At 71.6% G+C, this 20486-nt stretch carries 14 protein-coding genes and 1 tRNA gene; 7 read left to right on the top strand and 8 right to left on the bottom strand.

All coding sequences use genetic code 11. The annotated features are described in order from the left end of the window. Nucleotides 1–149 precede the first annotated feature (149 nt). The 5 genes from GWK61_RS25980 to GWK61_RS26000 all read left to right on the top strand — a co-directional run bounded on the left by GWK61_RS25980 (nucleotide 150) and on the right by GWK61_RS26000 (nucleotide 5936). Nucleotides 150–1916, top strand: coding sequence for an AAA family ATPase (locus GWK61_RS25980; RefSeq protein ID WP_369125611.1), 1767 nt, complete (start codon nucleotides 150–152; stop codon nucleotides 1914–1916). Between the two features lie 2 nt (nucleotides 1917–1918). After that, a tRNA-OTHER gene (locus GWK61_RS25985) sits at nucleotides 1919–2001 on the top strand. 21 nt (nucleotides 2002–2022) lie between these two features. Further along, nucleotides 2023–3699, top strand: a complete 1677-nt coding sequence (locus GWK61_RS25990) for an SDR family NAD(P)-dependent oxidoreductase (RefSeq protein WP_228562955.1) — start codon at nucleotides 2023–2025, stop codon at nucleotides 3697–3699. Then, on the top strand, nucleotides 3693–4874 hold the full coding sequence (locus GWK61_RS25995; protein ID WP_194912127.1) for a leucine-rich repeat domain-containing protein: 1182 nt from the start codon (nucleotides 3693–3695) through the stop codon (nucleotides 4872–4874). Before GWK61_RS25990 ends, GWK61_RS25995 begins: the two co-directional genes overlap by 7 nt. Nucleotides 4875–4994: 120 nt before the next feature. Further along, on the top strand, nucleotides 4995–5936 hold the full coding sequence (locus GWK61_RS26000) for a zinc-binding dehydrogenase (protein WP_194912128.1): 942 nt from the start codon (nucleotides 4995–4997) through the stop codon (nucleotides 5934–5936). Here the strand turns inward: GWK61_RS26000 and GWK61_RS26005 are convergent. Both GWK61_RS26005 and GWK61_RS26010 read right to left on the bottom strand, forming a co-directional pair. Continuing rightward, on the bottom strand, nucleotides 5926–8328 hold the full coding sequence (locus GWK61_RS26005) for a HelD family protein (protein WP_194912130.1): 2403 nt from the start codon (nucleotides 8326–8328) through the stop codon (nucleotides 5926–5928). The genes GWK61_RS26000 and GWK61_RS26005 overlap by 11 nt on opposite strands. A 141-nt stretch (nucleotides 8329–8469) precedes the next feature. Beyond that, entirely contained in the window at nucleotides 8470–9927 is a 1458-nt protein-coding gene (locus tag GWK61_RS26010) for an MFS transporter (RefSeq protein WP_323747754.1), read from the bottom strand. 59 nt (nucleotides 9928–9986) lie between these two features. Here GWK61_RS26010 and GWK61_RS26015 point away from each other — a divergent pair, with 59 nt between their 5' ends. Further along, the gene (locus GWK61_RS26015; protein WP_194912135.1) at nucleotides 9987–10502 is read left to right on the top strand and encodes a MarR family winged helix-turn-helix transcriptional regulator; all 516 of its coding nucleotides are present in this window, start codon (nucleotides 9987–9989) and stop codon (nucleotides 10500–10502) included. Nucleotides 10503–10531: 29 nt separating this feature from the next. Here the strand turns inward: GWK61_RS26015 and pruA are convergent, their stop codons facing one another. The 4 genes from pruA to GWK61_RS26035 form a co-directional block, all read right to left on the bottom strand. After that, the gene (gene pruA / locus GWK61_RS26020) at nucleotides 10532–12196 is read right to left on the bottom strand and encodes an L-glutamate gamma-semialdehyde dehydrogenase (protein WP_194912137.1); all 1665 of its coding nucleotides are present in this window, start codon (nucleotides 12194–12196) and stop codon (nucleotides 10532–10534) included. A 62-nt stretch (nucleotides 12197–12258) separates the two neighbouring features. Further along, a complete protein-coding gene (locus GWK61_RS26025) occupies nucleotides 12259–12954 on the bottom strand; it encodes an HAD family hydrolase (RefSeq protein ID WP_194912139.1) in 696 nt (231 codons plus the stop codon). Nucleotides 12955–13032: 78 nt separating this feature from the next. Continuing rightward, the gene (locus GWK61_RS26030; protein WP_194912141.1) at nucleotides 13033–13527 is read right to left on the bottom strand and encodes a DUF6912 family protein; all 495 of its coding nucleotides are present in this window, start codon (nucleotides 13525–13527) and stop codon (nucleotides 13033–13035) included. A gap of 65 nt (nucleotides 13528–13592) precedes the next feature. Beyond that, a complete protein-coding gene (locus GWK61_RS26035) occupies nucleotides 13593–14588 on the bottom strand; it encodes a patatin-like phospholipase family protein (RefSeq protein ID WP_194912143.1) in 996 nt (331 codons plus the stop codon). Nucleotides 14589–14810: 222 nt separating this feature from the next. Between GWK61_RS26035 and GWK61_RS26040 the strand changes: the two genes are divergently transcribed. Then, nucleotides 14811–16628 (top strand): bifunctional lysylphosphatidylglycerol flippase/synthetase MprF, encoded by a 1818-nt coding sequence (locus GWK61_RS26040; protein ID WP_194912144.1) that lies wholly within the window; start codon nucleotides 14811–14813, stop codon nucleotides 16626–16628. Nucleotides 16629–16729: 101 nt separating this feature from the next. On the opposite strand, the gene GWK61_RS59765 is transcribed toward GWK61_RS26040, so the two are convergent. Further along, nucleotides 16730–17464: an Rv3235 family protein gene (locus tag GWK61_RS59765; RefSeq protein ID WP_194912146.1), complete on the bottom strand. Its 735-nt coding sequence runs from the start codon at nucleotides 17462–17464 to the stop codon at nucleotides 16730–16732. Between the two features lie 151 nt (nucleotides 17465–17615). Beyond that, the gene (gene secA / locus GWK61_RS26050; protein ID WP_194912168.1) at nucleotides 17616–20402 is read right to left on the bottom strand and encodes a preprotein translocase subunit SecA; all 2787 of its coding nucleotides are present in this window, start codon (nucleotides 20400–20402) and stop codon (nucleotides 17616–17618) included. Nucleotides 20403–20486 lie beyond the last annotated feature (84 nt).

The following is a 20486-nucleotide window of genomic DNA, read 5'->3' on the forward strand; positions in this document are numbered from 1 at the left end:
GAGCGGGCGGGGCGGCCGGGAGCGCAGGGGCGGCTGGATCGGCCGGAGCTGCGGGCGCCGCCGGAGCCGCTGGAGCTGCCGGGGCCGCCGGATCCGCCGCGGGTCGGGCCGCCGCCCGGCCGTCGGCCCTGGAGGCGTTCATCGACGCGATGATCGACCTGGGCCAGACCGGGCAGATCTTCGGCGAGCACGGCATCGGCAAGACCGCGACGTTCGCCGCGCACATCAAGCAGGCGTACGACGACACCGAGCTGGTCTACGTCCCGGCCGCCAACCTGGCCCCCGACGACCTGCTGGTGAACGCCCCGGTGCGGGACCCGCACACCGGCGAGCTGGTGCTGCGGCAGCTGGTGATGCGGCAGCTCAAGCCGGGCCGCCGGTTCGTGCTGCTGATCGACGACTCGCTGCAGGCGGGCCCGGCGATCCAGTCGCAGCTGATGCAGATCGCCTGCAACTGGACCCTCGGCGAGCACGACCTGCGCGCGCTGGGCTGCATCGGCGTCTTCCTGGCCGACAACGAGTCGCTGGCCGAGACCGCGGCCCGCCGCAGCGACTTCGCCATCCTGGACCGGATGGTCACCATCCGGGTGACGGCGAACGACACCGCGTGGCGGGACGCGCTGCGCCGCAAGTTCGGCCAGTTCGACCTGACCGGCGTCTTCCGTGTCTGGGCGGCGCAGCCCCCGGAGATCCGCCGCCTGCTCTCGCCGCGCACGCTGGAGCACATCCTGGCCAACGCCGCCGAGGGGTTCCCGCTGATCTGGGGCCTGCCGCTGCTCAACGGCACCCGGCTGCGGCTGGCGCTGCCGCCCGCCGAGGGCACGCGGGCCCAGGAGGTGGACCGCACCGCGGAGATCCTGGACGCCATCGCCGGGGCGCTGGACGTCCCGAACCGCGCCACGATCGCCGACCCGGTGCGCCGGCTGGTGCGCGCGGCGTTGAAGAACCGGTGGTGCGTGCTGGTGCAGGGCCCGCCCGGCTGCGGCAAGACCGAGGTGGTCAGGACGCTGATCCAGGAGGTGCTGCGGCGCGACCCGCTGTACTTCTCGCTGCCGGTGACCAACGTCGAGGACCTGTGCGCCCCGGTGCCCTCCCCCGACGGCACCCTGGACAACCTGCTGGCCGCCGGTTTCACCGGCGACGAGCCCAAGGCCGTGGTGTGGGACGAGTACAACCGGCCGAAGGACAAGGCGGCGTTCGCCCGGCTGATGGAGATCACGCAGGAGTGGTCGGTGGCGGGGCGTCCGATCCGCGGCCTGCGGGCGCAGATCGCGCTGCAGAACCCGCCGTACCACGTGGGCCGCAAGCTGCTGGTCTCGCGCAACAACATCGCGCAGGCCTCCCGCTTCACCGCCTCGCTGGACATCACGCCGGAGGACATCCCGGCGAACGAGTGGCTGATCGCCAAGTACGGGGCGGTCGCCGAGACCGTGCTGGAGTGGTGGAAGAACGACATCGACGACGAGGGCCGCGCCTGGATCACGAAGCGCACCCTGGAGCGCCTGATCCGCCTGCACGGCCGCGGCCTGCCGTTGCAGCAGGGGCTGGTCTACCTCGGCGACGGCGAGTACGCGCCGGTGCCGCTGGGCGCGCTGACGGCGCGGCTGGCGGGATCGCAGCGCACGGGGTTGAAGGAGCTGGCCGAGGACGTGGACTCCTGGGAGCGCCGCCTGGCCCAGGCGGTGGCGGGCAACGCCGAGGGCGACGACGCCTCCGACGTGGTGCACCAGGTGTTCGCGAACGCGGAGCTGTCGCAGCTGAAGAAGCAGAAGGAGGTGGTGATCCGCCTCGCCGCGCACCTCCCCCCGAAGCTGCGCGCCACGTACCTAGTGGGCGCCTCGGAGGACGCGCAGGCCTTCTGGGTCGGCATCCTCGCGGCTTGCAAGGCGCGGGAGGGTTCCGCCAGGATTCCGTGAACGGCCCCGTAGCGCAGAGGCAGGCGCACCGCTCAGATCCACTCAAGCGACGCGGGGAACGCCGGTTCGAATCCGGCCGGGGCCACCTGGGGAGGACGAGGGCCGCATGGATCCGGAGGAACTGAGCCGCGCACTGTCGGCACTCAGTGCCCTGCCGCTCGACGACCCGGTCCGGCTGCGCGTGGAGCGCGTCGCGGAGTCGTTCGTCCGCGACGGCCGCCGGCGCCGACAGAAGGAGCAGCGGCTGCGGCGCGAGGCCGCGGACCGGGCGGTGCTGGCGGCTTCGGCGACCGGGGGCGCGGCGCGGCGGGAGGATGCGGCGCTGGTGGTGCCGGTGCCGGGCGGTGCGCCGGCGGCTGCGGGAGCGCTTACGGCAGACACGCGGTCGGGCGAGGCGGCGGCGGCAGGCCAGGCAACGGCACAGCATGCAGGCACTCTGGCGGGCGGCTCGGCGGCCGCAGCACACCAGGCTGCTGCGGAGAGCGCGCTGGCAAGCGGGCGCGCGACGCAGTACACGGACACGCGGTCGGGCGAGTCGACGGCGGGCCAGGCGGCTGCGGCACAAACTGCTGGCACTCGGGCAGGCGAGTCGGCAGTGGCAGGCCAGGCGGCCGTGACGAGCGCGCAAGTGATCGGGCGCGCGGACCAGCAGGCGGAGATATCGCTGGTCGTGCCTGGCATATCTGTTCAGCCTGCGGATTCGGTCGGCACCCTGCTGCGCCCCCGCCGCTGCTATGTCTGCAAGCAGCACTTCACCGAGGTCTCAGCCTTCTACCACCAGCTCTGCCCGGCCTGCGCGGCCGAGAACCTGGCGTGGCGCTCGGCCCGCACGCCGCTGGACGGCCGGCGGGCGCTGGTCACCGGTGGGCGCGTGAAGATCGGGTTCCAGGTGGCGCTGATGTTGCTGCGCGATGGGGCGGCGGTGCGGGTGGTCACGCGGTTTCCGTATGACGCCGTGCGGCGCTTCCGGGCGGTCGAGGACAGCGCTAAGTGGCTCGATCGGCTGACCGTCACCGGCCTCGATCTGCGCGATCCGCGGCAGGTCGTCGAGCTCTGCGATGAGCTGCTGGCCGCCGGTGAGCCTCTGGACGTCCTGATCAACAACGCCGCGCAGACCGTGCGGCGCCCCGAGTCCTCCTACGCGCCGCTGATCGCCGCCGATCGGCGGGCCGCGGCCGAGCTGGGCGGTGGGCTTCGGGAGCTGGCGCCGATCGCGGGGTATCGGGGTGCGAGCGCTGGTTCGGTTCCGCACAGTCCTGAGCTGGCTGTCGACGAGAACGGCCTGCTCCCCGACCCCTCGCCGCGCAACTCCTGGTCCGCGGAGCTCGGCGGGCTCGACGCCGTCGAACTGCTCGAAGTCCACCTCGTCAACGCCGTCGCCCCGGCGCTCCTCGCCGACCGGCTGCTGCCGCTGATGACGGGCTCGCCGTTCCCGCGCCGCTACATCGTGAACGTGACGGCCGTCGAGGGACGCTTCGAGGTGCGCAACAAGACCGCGGGGCATCCGCACACCAACATGGCGAAGGCCGCCCTCAATATGCTGACGCGCACCAGCGCCGAGGCGCTCGCCCGCCGCGGCGTCTACCTCAGCAGCGTGGACACCGGCTGGATCACCGACGAGAAGCCGATGCCGAGCAAGACGCGGCACGCCGAGGCCGGTTTCCGCACGCCGCTGGACATCGTCGACGGCGCGGCCCGGATCTATCATCCGATCGTCAGCGGCGAGAACGGCGAGCCGTTGTACGGCGTGTTCCTGAAGGACTATCGGGCGGTGGCATGGTGAACGACTCCTCCCCCGCACGCCCCGCCGAGGAGCTGGCGCCGGTCCTGGCCTGGCTGCGGCGCGGCGAACCGGTGCAGGCCCGCACCGCCTTCCCCACCGGGACCGCGCTGCCCGACGGCCGCCTCGACATGTGCAAGCAGGACCTCGGCCCGCTCGGCGCCGCCGCCGTGGCCGACGCCCTGCCCGAGGGCGGCGGCCCGGTGAAGCACCTCCTGCTCGGCACCGACGGGCTCGGCGACGCAGGCGTGGCCGCGGTGGCGCCGAAGGCCGTCGCAGCCCGCGTCGAAACGCTCTACCTGGGCTGCAACAACATCGGCGGCGGCGGTGTCTGCGAGATCGCGAGCCGGCTGATCGCCTCCCCCGGCGTGGTGAAGGCGCTGTGGCTGAAGCGGAACCCGGTCGGTGCGGACGGCGTGCGCGCCGTCGCCGAGACGGTCCGCGCCGGCACCGTCCTGCGCACGATCGACCTCACACAGACCGGCCTGGCCGCGCCGGAAGTCGCGACGCTGGTGGACGCCATGATCGACGCGGGCCGCGAGGCCAGCAGCAACACCGCCGACACCCACGCCATCGAACGCCTCTACCTCAGCGGCAACAAGCTCGGTGCCGAAGGAGCACAGGAACTCGCGAGGCTGCTGTCCGCAGGCGCAGTAGCAGAGCTCTACGTCTCAGCCGCACACCTCGGCGACCCCGGAGCCCGCCTCCTCGCCGAAGCACTGCGCACCGCACCGCCCGGAGCCCTGCGGCGCCTCGGCGTGGCCAGCAACGACATCGGCTCGGAAGCCCTCGCGGACCTGGTCGCAGCAGCCGCCACCGCCGGCGTCGAGCTGATCGACGCCGGCCGTGTGAAAGCCGCGGCCATCCTCGCCGCCGCCGACAACCACCTCGACGAGTCCGGCGCCGCGACCATCGCCACCGCCCTGGCCGCCGCGCCCCACCACCTCGCCTTCCTCAACCTCCGCTACACCGACCTGGGCAGCCCCGGCGCCCTCCGCCTCCTCGACGGCGCCCAGCGCGCCGCTACCCCGACCCGCTTCATGCTCGGCACCGGCATCGCCAAGCGCGTGAAGAAGGAGCTCGCCGCGCTGTCCGCCGACATCCCGGCATCGGTGTTCGACGTCGCACCCGACGTCCGCGCCATCCGCAGCGTCTACCGGACCGCGCCGCCGGCCTGAGACGGAGGGGCCTGATGAAGACCTGGAGCAAGCGCCCGACCGAAGCACCCGAAACCCCGCCCCGTGACGGCGCGCACAGCCGCCGGATCACACCACCGCCCGCGGTCTAAGCTCGGCCCCATGTTCGCAGTGAGCGCCGTGCGCATCGACTCCAAGGACCCCCTCTCCGGCCTCGAGCTCGGGGAGCGCGACGAGCCCGCGCCCCGCGCGGGCTGGACCACGGTCACGGTCAAAGCCGCGTCCCTGAACCACCACGACCTGTGGACCCTGCGCGGCGTCGGCATCAGCGAGGACAAGCTGCCGATGGTCCTGGGGTGCGACGGGGCCGGGATCGACGAGGACGGCAACGAGGTGATCATCCACTCCGTGGTCGATCCGCGGGACGGCAAGCCCTCCATCCTCACCGAGGTCTACGACGGCACCTTCGCGCAGCGGGTCCTGGTCCCGAAGGCCAACCTGGTGCCCAAGCCCGCCGCGCTGTCCTGGGAGCAGGCCGCGTGCCTGCCCACCGCGTGGCTCACCGCCTACCGCATGCTCTTCCGCAACTCCGGCCTCAAGCCCGGTGACACGGTCCTGATCCAGGGCGCCGGCGGCGGGGTGGCGACCGCGGCGATCGTGCTGGCCCGGGCCGCCGGCTTCCGGGTGTGGGCGACGTCGCGCAGCGAGGAGAAGCGTGCGCGGGCCGTGGAGCTCGGGGCGCACGCCGCGTTCGAGTCCGGGGCCCGCCTGCCGGAGCGCGTGGACGCCGTGCTGGAGACGGTCGGCGCCGCGACCTGGTCGCACTCGGTGAAGTCGCTGCGCCCGGAGGGCACCATCGTCATCTCCGGAGCGACCTCCGGCGCCATGCCGCCGGCCGAGCTGACCCGCATCTTCTTCCTCCAGCTGCGCGTCATCGGCTCCACCATGGGCTCGCTGGACGAGCTCAGGGCGCTGGCCAAGATGTGCGAGGTGACCGACGTGCGGCCGGTCATCGACTCGGTCCTGCCGCTGGCCGAGGCCCGGACCGGCTTCGAGCGCATGGAGCGGGGCGAGGCGTTCGGGAAGATCGTCTTCACGGTGTGACCTCGACGATCCCGAGCCGCCGCGTCGCTCGGGTGAGCGCGACATAGAGATCGTTCTCGCCGTGCTGGGCGGTGGCGATCGCAGCCGGGTCGACGACCAGCACCGTGTCGAACTCCAGCCCCTTCGCCTGGCGCACCGGCAGCACGACGGTGCGCCGCTCCAGGTCCGGGTCGGAGCCGTAGCCCGCCTCGGGCAGCCGCGCCGACACCGCCGCGGCCACCTCGGCGAGCCGCTCGTTCGGCACCAGCACCGCCATCCGGCCGGTGTCGCCCTCGTCGGCGACCAGCGCCGAGTCCTCGCGCGCCGCCAGCTCGGCGACCTTCTCAGCCAGCGAAGACGTCGGCACCGACACCCGCCACGGCTCCTCGCCGCTGGAGCGCACCGAGCGCGGCGGCAACAGGTGCGGGTCGATGCGCTGCAGCACCTCGGCGGCGACCGCCATGATCTCCGAGGGGGTCCGGTAGTTCACCGTCAGCTCCGCCAGCCGCCACCGGTCGCCGACGTGCGGGGCCAGCACCTGGCCCCAGGACGCCGCGCCGGCCGGGTCGCCGGTCTGCGCCACGTCCCCGACCAGCGTCATCGACCGGGCCGGGCAGCGCCGCATGAGCAGCCGCCAGGCCATCGGCGACAGCTCCTGCGCCTCGTCGACGATGACGTGCCCGAAGGTCCAGGTCCGGTCGGCCATCGCGCGGTCGGCCACGCTGCGCTCGTCGCGCTCCTCGAACCGTTCGGCCAGCATCTCGGCCGAGACCAGGTCCACGGCGGTGACAATCTCCTCGCGCGGGTCCTCCAGGTCGATCGACCGGGAGCCCTCGGCGACCTCCAGCGCGCCCTGCGCGTAGGCGATCCGGGCCCGGCGCTCGGCCTCGGCCCGCGCCGCCGCCTCGGCGGTGTCGGAGTCGCCCAGCAGCTCCGCGGCCTCGTCCAGCAGCGGGATGTCGGCCGCCGACCAGCCGCCGGGGGTGCGGACCAGCAGGTCGATCTCAGCGTCCGTCAACAGCGGCGCGCCGGCGCCTTCACCGGTACCTTCACCGCCGCCTTCGAAAGCTCCGCCGACCTCTTCCACGGCCTCGCGCAGCAACTCCGGCGTGGCGAACAGCTCGGCCAGCATCCGCTGCGGGGTCAGCTGCGGCCAGAGCCAGTCCAGCGCCTCCTGCACGCTCGGCTCCTCGGCCAGCGACGCCGCGATCTGCTCGCGGTCGGCCCGGCCGAGGAACACCCCGTCGGCCATCTCCGCCGGATCCTCGCCGAGCTCCTCGGCGATCAGGTTCACCATCGCCAGCGTCTCCTGGCGGTGCGGGTCGTCGTTCAGCCGGTCCACGACCTGCCCGGCGAGGGTGTCGATGACGTGCTCGGCGAAGGCCTTGCGGCCCAGGTTGGGCAGCCGGCTCGCCTTGCGCCCCAGCTCCCGGGCGGCGATGCAGGTCTCGCGGTCCAGGCGGTACTTCACACCCTCGTACACGACCTCCAGCACGTCCTCGGGCACCCGCTGCCGGGCCCGCACCGCGCCGGCGATCAGGTCCGCCATCGCCGCCCGGCCCTTGATCTCGGCGACCTCCGCCGAGTCGGCCCGCGAGGCCCGCACGCCCGGGAACATCTCCCCGACCGTGGCCAGCACCGCGCTGGTCTCCCCCAGCGCCGGCAGCACGTGCGAGACGTAGCGCAGGAAGGTCGGGTTCGGCCCGACGATCAGCACGCCGCGCTTGGCCAGCCGCTCGCGGTAGGTGTAGAGCAGGTAGGCCGCGCGGTGCAGCGCCACCGCGGTCTTGCCGGTCCCCGGGCCGCCCTGCACGACCAGGACCCCGCGCAGTTCCGAGCGGATCGCGTGGTCCTGCTCGGCCTGGATGGTCTCCACCACGTCGCGCATCCGGCCGGTGCGGCCGGCGGTCAGGGCGGCCAGCAGCGCGCCCTCGCCGACCAGGCCGGAGGCGTCGCCGTCGGCCGCCACGTCCAGATCCAGGACGTCGTCGTCGACCCCGACGACGGTCCGGAACCGGGTCCGGATGCTGCGCCGCCGCCGCACGCCCTGGGGCGCCGCGGAGGTCGCCACGTAGAACGGCCGCGCCGCCGGGGCCCGCCAGTCCAGGAGCAAGGGCTCGAAGTCGCCGTCGTCGTCCAGGATGCCGATCCGGCCGACGTAGCGGCGCTCGCCGCCGTCCAGGTCGAGGCGGCCGAAGCAGAGCCCTTCCTCGGCCGCGTCCAGCTGCGCCAGCCGGCCCGCGCCGACCGAAGCCATGCCGTCGCGCTCGGTCCGGGCCTGCTGGGTGCCTCCGGAAGCCTGAAGCACCCCCGCGAGCTGGCCCTGCGCATGCGCGCGCAGAGCGTCGAGGCGGGTGTACAGGAGATCCAGATAGCGCTGTTCGTGGAGGATTTCTTCCGTACCCCTTGACAAAACGCCTCCCGCTGCCTCAGAATCAAGCACGTACCAGTTTTCTGGTTATGTGATTGTGCCCGAAAACTCTACGATAGCAGACGCCATCGTCAGAGCCTTCGGGCCTGTTTTGTTGATGAGGCTTCGCGGGTTCCGGCAGCTTCAGCCGGCCGTGACCAACTCCTCCACCTCGGCCAACGCCTCGGCCTCCGCTTCGCTGTGCACGTTGCGGGTCCGCAGCGCGATGACCGCCGCGCACGCTACCGCGACCGCGCAGGCCGTCAGTGCCCAAGACAAGCCGGATGTCATCGCCGCCGCGGGCTGCACACCGGCCTTCAGCTCGTGATTCAGCCGCGCCGTGGAGATCGCCGCGAAGATCGCGAGCCCGAGCGCACCGCCGACCTGCTGCGAGGCGTTCAACAGCGCCGCGGCCAGGCCCGCCTGGTGGTGCGGGACGCCGGCGTTGGCCGCCGTGGAGATGCCGACGAACAGCAGCCCGAGCCCGACCGCCATGATCACCATGCCCGGCAACAGGCCGCTGACATACGAGCCGTGCACCTTCAGCTGGGCCAGCAGGAAGATGCCGACCGACGCGATCGCGGCGCCGGTCACCACCACCGGCCGGGTGCCGACTTTGCCGATCAGCTTCGGCGCCGCCCCGGCCCCGATCCCGACGGCCACCGTGATCGGCACGTAGGCCAGGCCGGCACGGATCGGCGAGTAGCCCTCGACGTTCTGCATGTAGAGCGTCAGGAAGAAGAACAGTGAGATGAAGCCCGCGACCCCGACCAGCTGCGTCACGTCGGCGGCGACCAGGCCGCGGATCCGGAAGACCGACAGCGGCAAGAGCGGGTTGTTGCTGAAGCGTTCGTTGATGATGAACGCCACCAGCAGGATCCCCGCCCCGGCCAGTTCCAGCACCGTCCGGCTGGATCCCCAGCCCTGGTCCGGCGCCTTCACCAGACCGAACACCAGCAACAGCATCCCCGCGGTGACCAGGAACGCGCCGACGAGGTCCAGGCCCTTGAAAGAGACCCGCTTGTCTTCGGGCTCGAACATGCGCAGCGCGCCCACCATGATCACCACGGACAGCGGTGGGTTCACGAACATCACCCAGCGCCAGCCCGGCCCGTCGGTGAGCAGCCCGCCGGCCAGCACGCCGACCGCGGAGGCCAGCCCGGCGACCGCGCCCCACACTCCGAAGGCCTTGGTCCGGTCCTGACCCTCCTTGAACGTGGTGGTGAGCAGCGACAAGGCGGCCGGCATCATCAGGGCCGCCCCGACGCCCTGCGTCAGCCGCGCGCCGACCAGCAGCCCGGCGCTGTTCGCGAAGCCGCCGGCCAGCGAGGCGACCCCGAACACCGTGGTCCCGGCGAGCAGCACCCGGCGCCGTCCGAACAGGTCCGCGGCGCGGCCGCCGAGCAGCATGAAGCCGCCGTAGGTGAGCAGGTAGCCGCTGGTCACCCACTGCAGGTTCTGGGTGCTGAAGTGCAGATCCTCGCGGATCGAGGGCAAGGCCACGTTCACGATCGAGGCGTCGACCAGATCCAGGAACGCGACGCCGCACAACAACAGCAGAATGAGCTTGCCTCTGCCGGTTGATAGGAAGGATGCAGACACGGGAGACCCCCTCCGGTACGCTTTACTTTGAGTTTCGTACGTTACGAAGAAGGTATCATATGAGTTCCGTATCATCCACCGGGGCTGCGGGCTCCCGCGAACGCCGCCGGACCATGAACCAGATCACGGACACCATCCGCGAGATGGGCGTGGTGATGACGGTGCTCAACCTGCGGGCCGGGGAACAGGTGGGGCTGCGGGACGTCGAGATGAAGGCGCTGGACGTCCTGATGCGCGACGGCGCGATGAGCGCCAAGGCGCTGGGCCAGCGCCTGGGGATCCACCCGGCGACCATGACCGGGATCCTGGACAAGCTGGAGAAGTCCGGCTGGGTGACCCGCGAGCGCAGCCCCGAGGACCGCCGCGTGGTGCTCATCGAGCCGGTGCGCGAGCGGGTCGGGGAGATCGTGCGGCTGTTCGCCGGGATGAACACGATGGCGGTCGGGCTGCTGGACCGCTACGACGACGAGAAGCTGGAGGCGATCGCCGGGTTCCTGGGCGCGATGGTGACCATGGCCAAGGAGGCTTCGCAGGAGTGGGGGCGTGACGGCACCGGCATTGGCGCCGGCAGCTGAACCGGCAGCGACGCCGACACCGCCGTTGTTCATCCCATGTGCGGATAGCGGTGGTCCGTCGGCGGGACGAACGTCTCCTTGATCGAGCGCGTGGACGTCCAGCGCATCAGGTTCTGCGCCGAGCCGGCCTTGTCGTTGGTCCCCGAGGACTTGGAGCCGCCGAAGGGCTGCTGGCCGACTACGGCGCCGGTCGGCTTGTCGTTGATGTAGAAGTTGCCGGCGGCGAAGCGCAGCACGCTCATCGCCTCGGCGACCGCCGTGCGGTCCTGCGCGATGATCGAGCCGGTCAGGGCGTAGTCGGTGACACCCTCGACGCCGTGCAGGACGCGGTCGTAGTCGCTGTCTTCGTACACGTACACCGACAGCAGCGGGCCGAAGTACTCGGTCGAGAAGATCTCGTGCTCGGGGTTCGTGCACACCATCACGGTCGGGCGCACGAAGTAGCCGACCGAGTCGTCCGCGGTGCCGCCGGCGGCGATGCGGATGGTGTCGTCGGCGTGCGCGATGTCCAGGACCCGGCGGTGCTTGGCGAAGGCCCGGGCGTCGATGACGGCGCCCATGAAGTGCGACAGGTCGGTCGGGTCGCCCATGCTCAGCGCGTCGACCTCGGCGGAGAACTCCTCGCGCAGCCCCGCGCCGTGCCACAGCGAGCGCGGGATGTAGGCGCGGGAGGCCGCCGAGCACTTCTGGCCCTGGTACTCGAACGCGCCGCGGGTCAGCGCCGTCTTCAGCACCGCCTTGTCGGCGCTGGGGTGCGCCAGGACGAAGTCCTTGCCGCCGGTCTCGCCGACGATGCGCGGGTAGGCGCGGTAGGCCGCGATGTTCTCGCCGACGACGCGCCACAGGTGCTGGAACGTGGCGGTCGAGCCGGTGAAGTGGATGCCGGCCAGGTGCGGATCGGCGAGGACCACCTCGGAGACCGCCAGGCCGTCCCCCGGCAGCATGTTGATGACGCCGGGCGGCAGGCCCGCGGCCTCCAGAAGGCGCATGGTGACGTGCGCGGCGAGCTGCTGCGTCGGCGAGGGCTTCCAGATGACGGTGTTGCCCATCAGCACCGGGGCGGTCGGCAGGTTGCCGGCGATGGCGGTGAAGTTGAAGGGCGTGATCGCGTAGACGAAGCCGTCGAGGGGGCGGTGGTCGGTGCGGTTCCACACACCGTGCGCGTTCTCCGGCGGCTGCTCGGCGAGGATCTGGCGGGCGAACTCGGCGTTGAAGCGCCAGAAGTCGATCAGCTCGCAGGCGCTGTCGATCTCGGCCTGCTGCGCGGTCTTGGACTGGCCGAGCATGGTGGCGGCGTTGAGGGTCGCGCGCCAGGGGCCGGAGAGCAGGTCCGCGGCCTTGAGGAGGATCGCGGCGCGGTCGTCGAAGGAGAGCGCGCGCCAGGCCGGGGCGGCTTCGCGGGCCGCGGCGACGGCGGCGCGGGCGTCGTCTTGGGTGGCGTTGCGGAGCGTGCCGAGGACGGCCTTGTGGTTGTGCGGCTGGACCACGTCGATCGGGTCGCCGCCGCCGGGGCGCCGGACGCCGCCGATGGTCGCGGTCAGGTCGTGGTGGTGCCCCGCCAGGTCGGCCAGCTTCGCGGTGAGGGCGGCACGCTCGGGGGTCCCCGGCGCGTGGGTCAGGACCGGCTCGTTGTACGGGACGGGGACCTTCGTGGCGCCGGTGACGGGGTCGTGCTCATTCGCGTGCGCAGCCATGTCCGCATCCCACCGCGACCGTGAGCGGTGCGCCACACCACTGCGCCGATCGACGTACCGGCTCAGCCCTCGCCGGCCGCCGCCGCATCGGCCATGACCTCGTCGATCAGCGCCACGGCGGCCGTCAGGCTGTCCGCTATCGGCGCCCCGGTGGCCCGCAACGACTGCCCGGCGGCGAACCCGCCGGAGTAGAGGATCGCGTGCGCCCCGACTGTGGCAGCGGCCGCGGCGTCGTCAGGCGAGTCGCCGATGAGCACCACCCGCGCCGGATCCACCCCCAGGCGCGCCAGATGGTCCCGCAGGTGCAGCCCCTTGCGCGCCGGCCGCGGCGGCGTGGTGCCCTGCACCAGCTCGAAGTACCGGTCGATGCCGTGGTGCCGGACCACGGGGACGAGCTTGTCGTCGTGGTACATCGACAGCAGCGACTGCGAATGCCCGCGCCCGGACCACTCCCGGAACAGGTCCGGCAGCCCGTCGGAGAGCCGAGCCTCCCGCTCGTAGGCCACGTAGTACTTGTGGAAGGTGGCGTCCAGCGCCTCCCATTCCTCGTCCCCGGGCTCATGCCCGAGGATGTCGGCGTAGAAGGAGCGGATCGGCATCTTGATCTGCGTGCGGTACTGATCGGCCGTTATCGCCGGCAGCCCATGGTCGCTGAACGAGTCGTTCGTGGAGCGCAGGATGATCTCGAAGTCGTTCAGGACGGTGCCGTTCCAGTCCCAGACGAGGTGCAACGGCTCACGATTCATCGGCACGATCACCTGGACAGGCTATCGGCGGGCGGCAAGGGATTTTGCTGCCTGTGGGTGACGCTTTTGTTAATCCGCGGGACCCGCCGGCTAGCCCAACAAATCCGGAAGCTCCTGCGTCGCGTACCACAGCAGCTCGTGGTCGTCGATGCCGTCCACGGTGAACGACGCGTCCTCGTCGCCGGCTTCGGCGGCGCCGAGGAGGACCACCGCCAGGGCCACTTCGTCGATGACACCGGGGTCGTCGACGTGGAGGGAGGCCACCCAGGACAGGGGGATCTCGGTGTTGACGCGGACCAGGCCGGGTTCGGCGCCGTCGAGGACCGGCTGGGCGTGCGCGTCGGGGACCTCGGCGGCCACCACCACGCGGCGGCGGGGGGACTCGGGCGCCTCGGCCAGCAGGCGCAGGGAGGCGCGCGCGGCGTCGGTCAGGGCGGCGTACTCCAACTCCTCGCTGTCCCCTTCGGTGTACCACTCGCGCAGCGCGGGGGTGACCGCGTACGCCGTCAGCGGCGCGGGGGTGACACGGCCCGTCTTGTGGAGCTCGGCGAGCACTGACAGGGTCGCGGGAAGGTAGACGCGCATTGCGCCATTATCCCCTTCTGCCGTGCGATGGAGTGCGCCGCGCCGTGGAGCGCTATAGCGAAGTTCTACGGGAGGGTGCGCTGCGCCTCGATCTGCTCGCGGGTGGTGCGCATGGCGGTCTCCAGAACCTGCGGGCGGCGGTCGCCGTCCATCACGTTCAGGCCGATGGCTTCGAAGTCGTCCGCGGTCGGGCAGAAGACGATGACCTTGGTGCCGTCCGCGCGCACCTTCTGCGCCTCCATCAGCATCCGCCGTGTCACGGCCCTTCTATAGCGGCGCGCCACACGCTCCATGACACTGTGCGGCGGGCCGTTGAAGCCGCGCACCGCCATCGGCGCCAGAACGTAGAGCTCGTCGAGCGCCGCCTCGCCGATCTCCTGGAAGCTCTGCTTGGCGGCCACGTCCACATTCGTCGCGGACCACATGCCGCCGTCCACATAGCGGCGGCCGTCGATGATGATCGGCGCGAACCAGCCGGGGATCGCGCAGGAGGCGGTCACGGCCTCGGCCAGCGTGGTGTGCGGCGCCCGCGGGCTGCCGAAGGTCACGCGCTCGCCGGTGGTGAAGTCCAGCGCCACGACGCGCAGCGCCTTGTGCGGCGACCAGCCGTCGGCGGTCCGGGGCAGCGCCTCGACCAGGTCGCCGACGCCGCCGAGCGAACCCCGGCCGGGCGGTATGGCGGCGGCCATGACCGCGGTCGGGGGCACGGAGCGGGGGTGGCGCGCGGTCCGGGCCAGCAGGGGCCCGGAGCCCAGCCGCAGCTTGGGACGCTCCGGATGCGCGCCGCCGGCCGCGGTGGCGTAGTCGAACTCCACACCGGTGAGCGGGCCCTGGTCGATACGGCCGGTGAGCTGGTGCTCGTGCAGGTCCTCGGGGCTGGCGCCGGCCCCGATCAGCGCGGCCATGACCGCGCCGGCGGACGTCCCGACGATCATCTCGGCCTCCCGCGGATCCCAGTCGATCGCCTCGCTGAGCACCGACAGCGACCCGACCATCCAGGCCGCGCCGAGCATGCCCCCGCCGCCCAGAACCAGCCCGCGCCGCACTGCCGTGGAGGTCATCGCTTCTCTCCCGTCGCCGGTGAGCCGGTCATCCGTTGTCTCGACTGTAACGGTGCAGGCGGCGCGAGACCTGCTAACGAGACCGACGAAAGTCGCATACACGGGGGTTACGCCCACCCGTCTCCCACCACCACCCGTTACGGAAACGCTGCGCGCTACTGCGCTCAATGGGGAATAACGTGACAGTCGGGGGCTGTTCGTGTGTCGCGGGAGGTAGTGCCCATGGCTGACCGGGATGGAAGTGAGACGTCGGTCCCTGAGGATCGGCTGACGGTGTGGCCCTTCGCCGCACTCGTCCTCGCGGCGGCGGCGTCATTGTTCGCCTACGCAGCCGCTTCCAGTCCACCCTCATGGCTCACGAGAACCGTCATCGTGATCGTCGGCGCGGTCCCCTCCGGCGGCCATGCGGTGCACATAGGCCTGGCGCTCCTGCTCTTGGGACGCGGTCTGTACGTGCGGCGTCTCATGGCCCTTTATCTGACTTCTGCCGCAGTGGTGTGGTCGACGGTGATGTCGCTGATCACCTGGGACCAGCCCTGGCGGCTGCTGCCGATGGCGGCCTTCGCGTGGGCCCTGTGGGGCGCGCGGCACCGGTTCACCGCGGTGCCCGACACCGCGCGGCTGCGTACGGCGCTCCACATACTTCTCGGGCTCGGCATCGTCGCGGTCGTGGTCGGCGGCGGCGGGATCTTCCTGCAGCGAGGCCGGCTGAGCTCGTCGCTCACCCCGGTCGGGCTGGGGCGCGAGCTGTTCGACGGGCTGACGGCGAACTCCGGGCCGATGACGATCGAGGGCCGGTCGTGGTTCCTGCACGGGCTGTCGCTGCTCGGCGGGGTGACGCTGCTGCTGATGCTGACCTGCCTGCTGGCGCCGGCCCGCGCCCCGCGGCCCGGGACGGACGCCGAGCGCGACCGGGTGCGGCGGCTGGTGCAGCATCCGGACTCGGACACGCTGGCGCCGTTCGCGCTGCGTCACGACAAGACCTATGTGTTCTCCCCGGACGGCCGGGCCGCGATCGGGTACCGGGTGTTCCTCGGCACCGCGGTCGTGGGCGGCGACCCGTTCGGCGCGGCCGGCGCGCGGGAGGCCGCGATCGCCGAGTTCCTGGCGCTGTGCCGGCGCCGGGGGTGGCGGCCCGCGGTGGTGGGTGGACGTGACGAGCTGCTGCCCCTGTGGCAGGCGCACGGGGTGCGGCGCGCGATCGGGATCGGGGACGAGGTCATGCTGGACGTGGCCGGGTTCTCGCTGGAGGGGCGGTCGATCCGCAACGTGCGGCAGGCGGTGCGCCGGACGCACAAGGCCGGGATCACCACGCGCGTGCTGCGGGAGACGGCGCTGGACGGGGAGGAGGCCGACCAGCTGCTCGGCATCCACCAGCGCTGGCTGAAGGGGCACGCCGAGCACGGGTTCGCGATGAACCTGGACGCCATCACCTCGGCCCGGCACCCCGACGCGCTGCTGATCGTGGCGTACGGCCCCGACGGCCGCGCGGTCGGCTTCCAGCGCTACCACCCGGTCGGCGCCGACCGGGCCTCCGGGCCCACGGCGCTGTCGCTGGACGTGATGCCGCGCGACCCGCAGAGCCCGAACGGCGTGAACGAGCGGCTGATCGTGGACCTGGTGGACTGGGCCCGCGAGCGCGGGATCGACGAGATCTCGCTGAACTTCGCCGCCTTCCGTCCGATCATGGACGCGGGCAGCCGCCGCACGCCACTGCAGAGCGCGGCGTACCGCGCCATCCACCTGCTGGACCCGTGGATCATGCTGGAGAGCCTGTACCGCTTCAACGCCAAGTTCCGCCCCGGCTGGCAGCCGCGCTCAGTGGTGTTCCGCTCCTGGGGCGAGGTCGGCTGGCTGGCCGCCGCGGCGCTGGCGATGGAGTTCTCGCTGCCGCTGGACCGGCGCCGGGTGGCGTCGGCGGAGAAGCTGGCGCGGGGGCATGCGACGCCGGCGACGAGGAGTGGGGACGGCGCGCGCGAGGATGGCGGGATCGGGGATGAGGATGCTGTCGGGGGGCCGGTGCGGCGGCATGTCGGGTAGCGGGCAAGCCAGCAGAACCGAGCTGCGGCGAGCGGCACAACCGGCAGCAGAAATGCGCGCTGACCAGACCAAAGGCTAGGGCGCGGCAGGTTGGCTGGGTGTCAGCCGGCCTGAAGCGCGGTACAGCGCCAGCGGGACTCCTCATCGCGGTCGAAGCGCAGCGCCACAGCACGCGTGCGTGCGCCGTCGCGGAGCAGCGCGAGCGCTTCGACGCCGGCGCCGCTTTCGGAGAGCCGGACTGACTTGAGCGTCGTGGTGCGGGCGTAGCGAGGCGTGCGGAGCTTGCCGCGGACTTCGGCGTCGGTCCAGCGGGCCGCGTGGGTGGCGGTGCGGCGGCCGGCCAGGACCTCGACCAGCATGCCCACCAGGGCCCTGACTTCGGTATATGCCTTCTGCGACGGCATCCGGCGAGGCGGCGGCGGTAGCGGTTCGACATCCACCGCCAGCACCTCGGGGCGCCGCTCAGGACGCTCGACTCGGGCCAGCGCACGCGCCAACGCACCAGTCGGCGGATCCGGCAGCGGTGTCGGATACGCCACCACCACACCGGCCCGCACCACCGACAACAACAGCCCCGGACGCGGCTCGCGTCCGCTCCCGGCGAGTGGCCGCCACACCTTGCCGTAGTCCGCCGACCAGGCGTCCACCGCCCACGGCACCGGGTCGCAGTCCTCTGACTGCTCCACGACCGCCTCGCGACGGACAGACCCCTCGCCGAAAGCCTCGGCGTCGATCTCGATCTCGGCCACCGCGTCCACCCACACCGCGACGCCTGGGAAGTCTGGCCTGTTATCGCGCCGCCACCGTGCGCCGACCCCGACCCGCACCGGCGTCACGTCAGACCGCCTCCCCTTTGCCCAACCCTGTACCGAGAAATGAGGCTCCAGCAGATCACAGGGGCATGCGAAACGGCTGGCTTCCCGCGGGAAGTCAGCCGTTCGGCCCAGCTGTGTCAGGGCGCTCCCACGCTGCGAGCGCCCCGGCGCCTCAGCGCTTCTTACGCTTGCCCGAGGAGCGGCGGCGCGGGGTGTCGTCCTCGACCGGCTCGGGGGCCGCGTCGGTGTCGGGGTACTCCGCAGCGAAGGAGACCTCGCGCTGCAGGACGCCGCCCTCGCCGTCGACCGTCGGGGCCGTGTAGCTCAGGTGGTCCGGGCGGCGGGGCGCCTCCAGGCCCTTGGCGTGCAGGTGCGGGGTGCCCGGGACGGCGTCCTGGACCCCGTTCTGGCCGGCGGCCAGGGCGTTCGCGGTGGCGGCGGCCTGGGCCTGCGCCTCCGGGTCCTGGTTCACCGCCTCGACCTCGACCTTGAGGTTGAACAGGTAGCCGACGGACTCCTCCTTGATGGCGTCCATCATCGCCTGGAACATCGCGTAGCCCTCACGCTGGTACTCGACCAGCGGGTCGCGCTGGGCCATCGCGCGCAGGCCGATGCCCTCCTGCAGGTAGTCCATCTCGTACAGGTGCTCGCGCCACTTGCGGTCCAGGACCGAGAGCACCACGCGGCGCTCCAGCTCGCGGGTGATCTGCTCGCCGAGCTGGGCCTCGCGGGCGTCGTAGCCGCTGCGGATGTCGGCGGTCAGCTCCTCGGCCAGGACGTCGCGGGTGACCTTGTCCTGGCCGCCGGCGGCGTCCTCGATCTCCTCGACCGACACCGAGATCGGGTACAGGGTCTCCAGCGCGGTCCACAGCTTGCCCAGGTCCCACTCCTCGGCGTAGCCCTCGGAGGTGGCGGCGTCCACGTAGCCGGCGATGGTGTCGTCCATCATCAGCCGGACCTGGTCCTCCAGGTCCGCGCCGTCCAGCACCTTGCGGCGCTCTTCGTAGACCACCAGGCGCTGGCGGTTGAGGACCTCGTCGTACTTCAGGACGTTCTTGCGGATCTCGAAGTTCTGCTGCTCGATCTGGGTCTGGGCGCTGGCGATCGCGCGGGTGACCATCTTGTGCTCGATCGGCACGTCCTTCGGCACGTTCGCCATCGCCAGCACGCGCTCGACCATGCCGGCCTTGAACATGCGCATCAGGTCGTCGCCCAGCGAGAGGTAGAACCGGGTCTCGCCGGGGTCGCCCTGGCGGCCGGCGCGACCGCGCAGCTGGTTGTCGATGCGGCGGGACTCGTGGCGCTCGGTGCCCAGCACGTACAGGCCGCCGAGGTCCTGGACCTCGTCGTGCTCGGCCTTCACCTTGCGCTTGGCCTTCTCCAGCGCGTCCGGCAGCGCCGTGACCCACTCCTCCTGGGTCAGCTCCGGGTCCAGGCCGCGCTGCTGGAGCTCGGCGTTCGCCAGGTCCTCGGGGTTGCCGCCGAGCTGGATGTCGGTGCCTCGGCCGGCCATGTTGGTGGCCACCGTGACCGCGCCCTTGCGGCCGGCCTGGGCGACGATCGCCGCCTCCCGGTCGTGGTACTTCGCGTTCAGGACCTCGTGCGGGACGCCGCGCTTGCGCAGCATCTGCGACAGGCGCTCGGACTTCTCCACCGAGGTGGTGCCGACCAGGATCGGCTGGCCGAGGGCGCTGCGCTCGGCGATGTCCTCGACGACCGCCTCGAACTTCGCCTCCTCCGAGACGTAGATCAGGTCCTGCTGGTCCATACGGACCAGCGGCCGGTTCGTCGGGATCGGCACCACGCCCAGCTTGTAGATCTGCTGGAACTCCGCGGCCTCGGTCATCGCGGTACCGGTCATGCCGGCGAGCTTGCCGTACAGCCGGAAGTAGTTCTGCAGCGTGATCGTGGCGAGCGTCTGGTTCTCGTCCTTGATCTCGACGTTCTCCTTGGCCTCGATGGCCTGGTGCATGCCCTCGTTGTAGCGGCGGCCGGCCAGGATGCGGCCGGTGTGCTCGTCGACGATCATGACTTCGCCGTTCATCACGACGTAGTCCTTGTCCTTCTTGAACAGCTCCTTGGCCTTGATGGCGTTGTTCAGGTAGCCGACCAGGGGGGTGTTCACGGACTCGTAGAGGTTGTCGATGCCGAGCAGGTCCTCGACCCGCTCCACGCCGCGCTCCAGGATGCCGACGGTGCGCTTCTTCTCGTCGACCTCGTAGTCGACGTCCGGGGCCAGCCGGTCGACGATCTTGGAGAAGTCGGTGTACCACTTGGTGGCCTGGTCCGCGGGACCGGAGATGATCAGCGGGGTCCGGGCCTCGTCGATGAGGATCGAGTCGACCTCGTCGACGCAGGCGAAGAAGTGGCCGCGCTGCACCATCTCGTCGCGCGACCACGCCATGTTGTCGCGCAGGTAGTCGAACCCGAACTCGTTGTTGGTGCCGTAGGTGATGTCGCAGTTGTACTGCTCGCGGCGCTCGGCCGGGGTCATGTTCGCCAGGATCACGCCGACCTGCAGGCCCAGGAACCGGTGCACCCGGCCCATCCAGGACGAGTCGCGCTCGGCCAGGTAGTCGTTGGTGGTGACGATGTGCACGCCCTCGCCGGCCAGCGCGTTGAGGTACGCCGGCAGGGTGCCGACCAGGGTCTTGCCCTCGCCGGTGCGCATCTCGGCGATGTTGCCCAGGTGCAGGGCGGCCCCGCCCATCAGCTGCACCTTGTAGTGCCGCTGGCCGAGGGTGCGCTTGGCCGCCTCGCGGACCACCGCGAAGGCCTCGGGCATCAGGTCGTCGAGCGTCTCGCCGTCCTCCAGGCGGGCCCGGAACTCGTCGGTCTGAGCACGCAGGTCGGCGTCGCTCATCTGGACGTAATCGTCCTCGATCTCCTCGACGAGGTCGGCGATGGCCTCCAGGCGGCGCAGGATCTTCCCCTCGCCGGCCCGCAAGACCCTGTCCATCAGACGCGCCACGGCAGACAACTCCTCATTACGGGCTCGGGCAGGCAGGTATGTGCCCCGCCTTTTCCAACATGTTATGCGACG

It is taken from the genome of Catenulispora rubra, assembly GCF_015356825.1.
GTDB lineage: Bacteria > Actinomycetota > Actinomycetes > Streptomycetales > Catenulisporaceae > Catenulispora > Catenulispora rubra.

What these genes read in the sequence shown, in the direction of transcription:
- GWK61_RS26030 (WP_194912141.1), bottom strand. Translation starts at nt 13,527, where the DNA reads ATGCGCGTCTACCTTCCCGCGACCCTGTCAGTGCTCGCCGAGCTCCAC.
- pruA (WP_194912137.1), bottom strand. Translation starts at nt 12,196, where the DNA reads ATGGCTGCGCACGCGAATGAGCACGACCCCGTCACCGGCGCCACGAAG.
- GWK61_RS25980 (WP_369125611.1), top strand. Translation starts at nt 150, where the DNA reads ATGATCGACCTGGGCCAGACCGGGCAGATCTTCGGCGAGCACGGCATC.
- GWK61_RS26000 (WP_194912128.1), top strand. Translation starts at nt 4,995, where the DNA reads ATGTTCGCAGTGAGCGCCGTGCGCATCGACTCCAAGGACCCCCTCTCC.
- GWK61_RS26040 (WP_194912144.1), top strand. Translation starts at nt 14,811, where the DNA reads ATGGCTGACCGGGATGGAAGTGAGACGTCGGTCCCTGAGGATCGGCTG.
- secA (WP_194912168.1), bottom strand. Translation starts at nt 20,402, where the DNA reads ATGGACAGGGTCTTGCGGGCCGGCGAGGGGAAGATCCTGCGCCGCCTG.
- GWK61_RS25995 (WP_194912127.1), top strand. Translation starts at nt 3,693, where the DNA reads ATGGTGAACGACTCCTCCCCCGCACGCCCCGCCGAGGAGCTGGCGCCG.
- GWK61_RS25990 (WP_228562955.1), top strand. Translation starts at nt 2,023, where the DNA reads ATGGATCCGGAGGAACTGAGCCGCGCACTGTCGGCACTCAGTGCCCTG.
- GWK61_RS26035 (WP_194912143.1), bottom strand. Translation starts at nt 14,588, where the DNA reads ATGACCTCCACGGCAGTGCGGCGCGGGCTGGTTCTGGGCGGCGGGGGC.
- GWK61_RS26015 (WP_194912135.1), top strand. Translation starts at nt 9,987, where the DNA reads ATGAGTTCCGTATCATCCACCGGGGCTGCGGGCTCCCGCGAACGCCGC.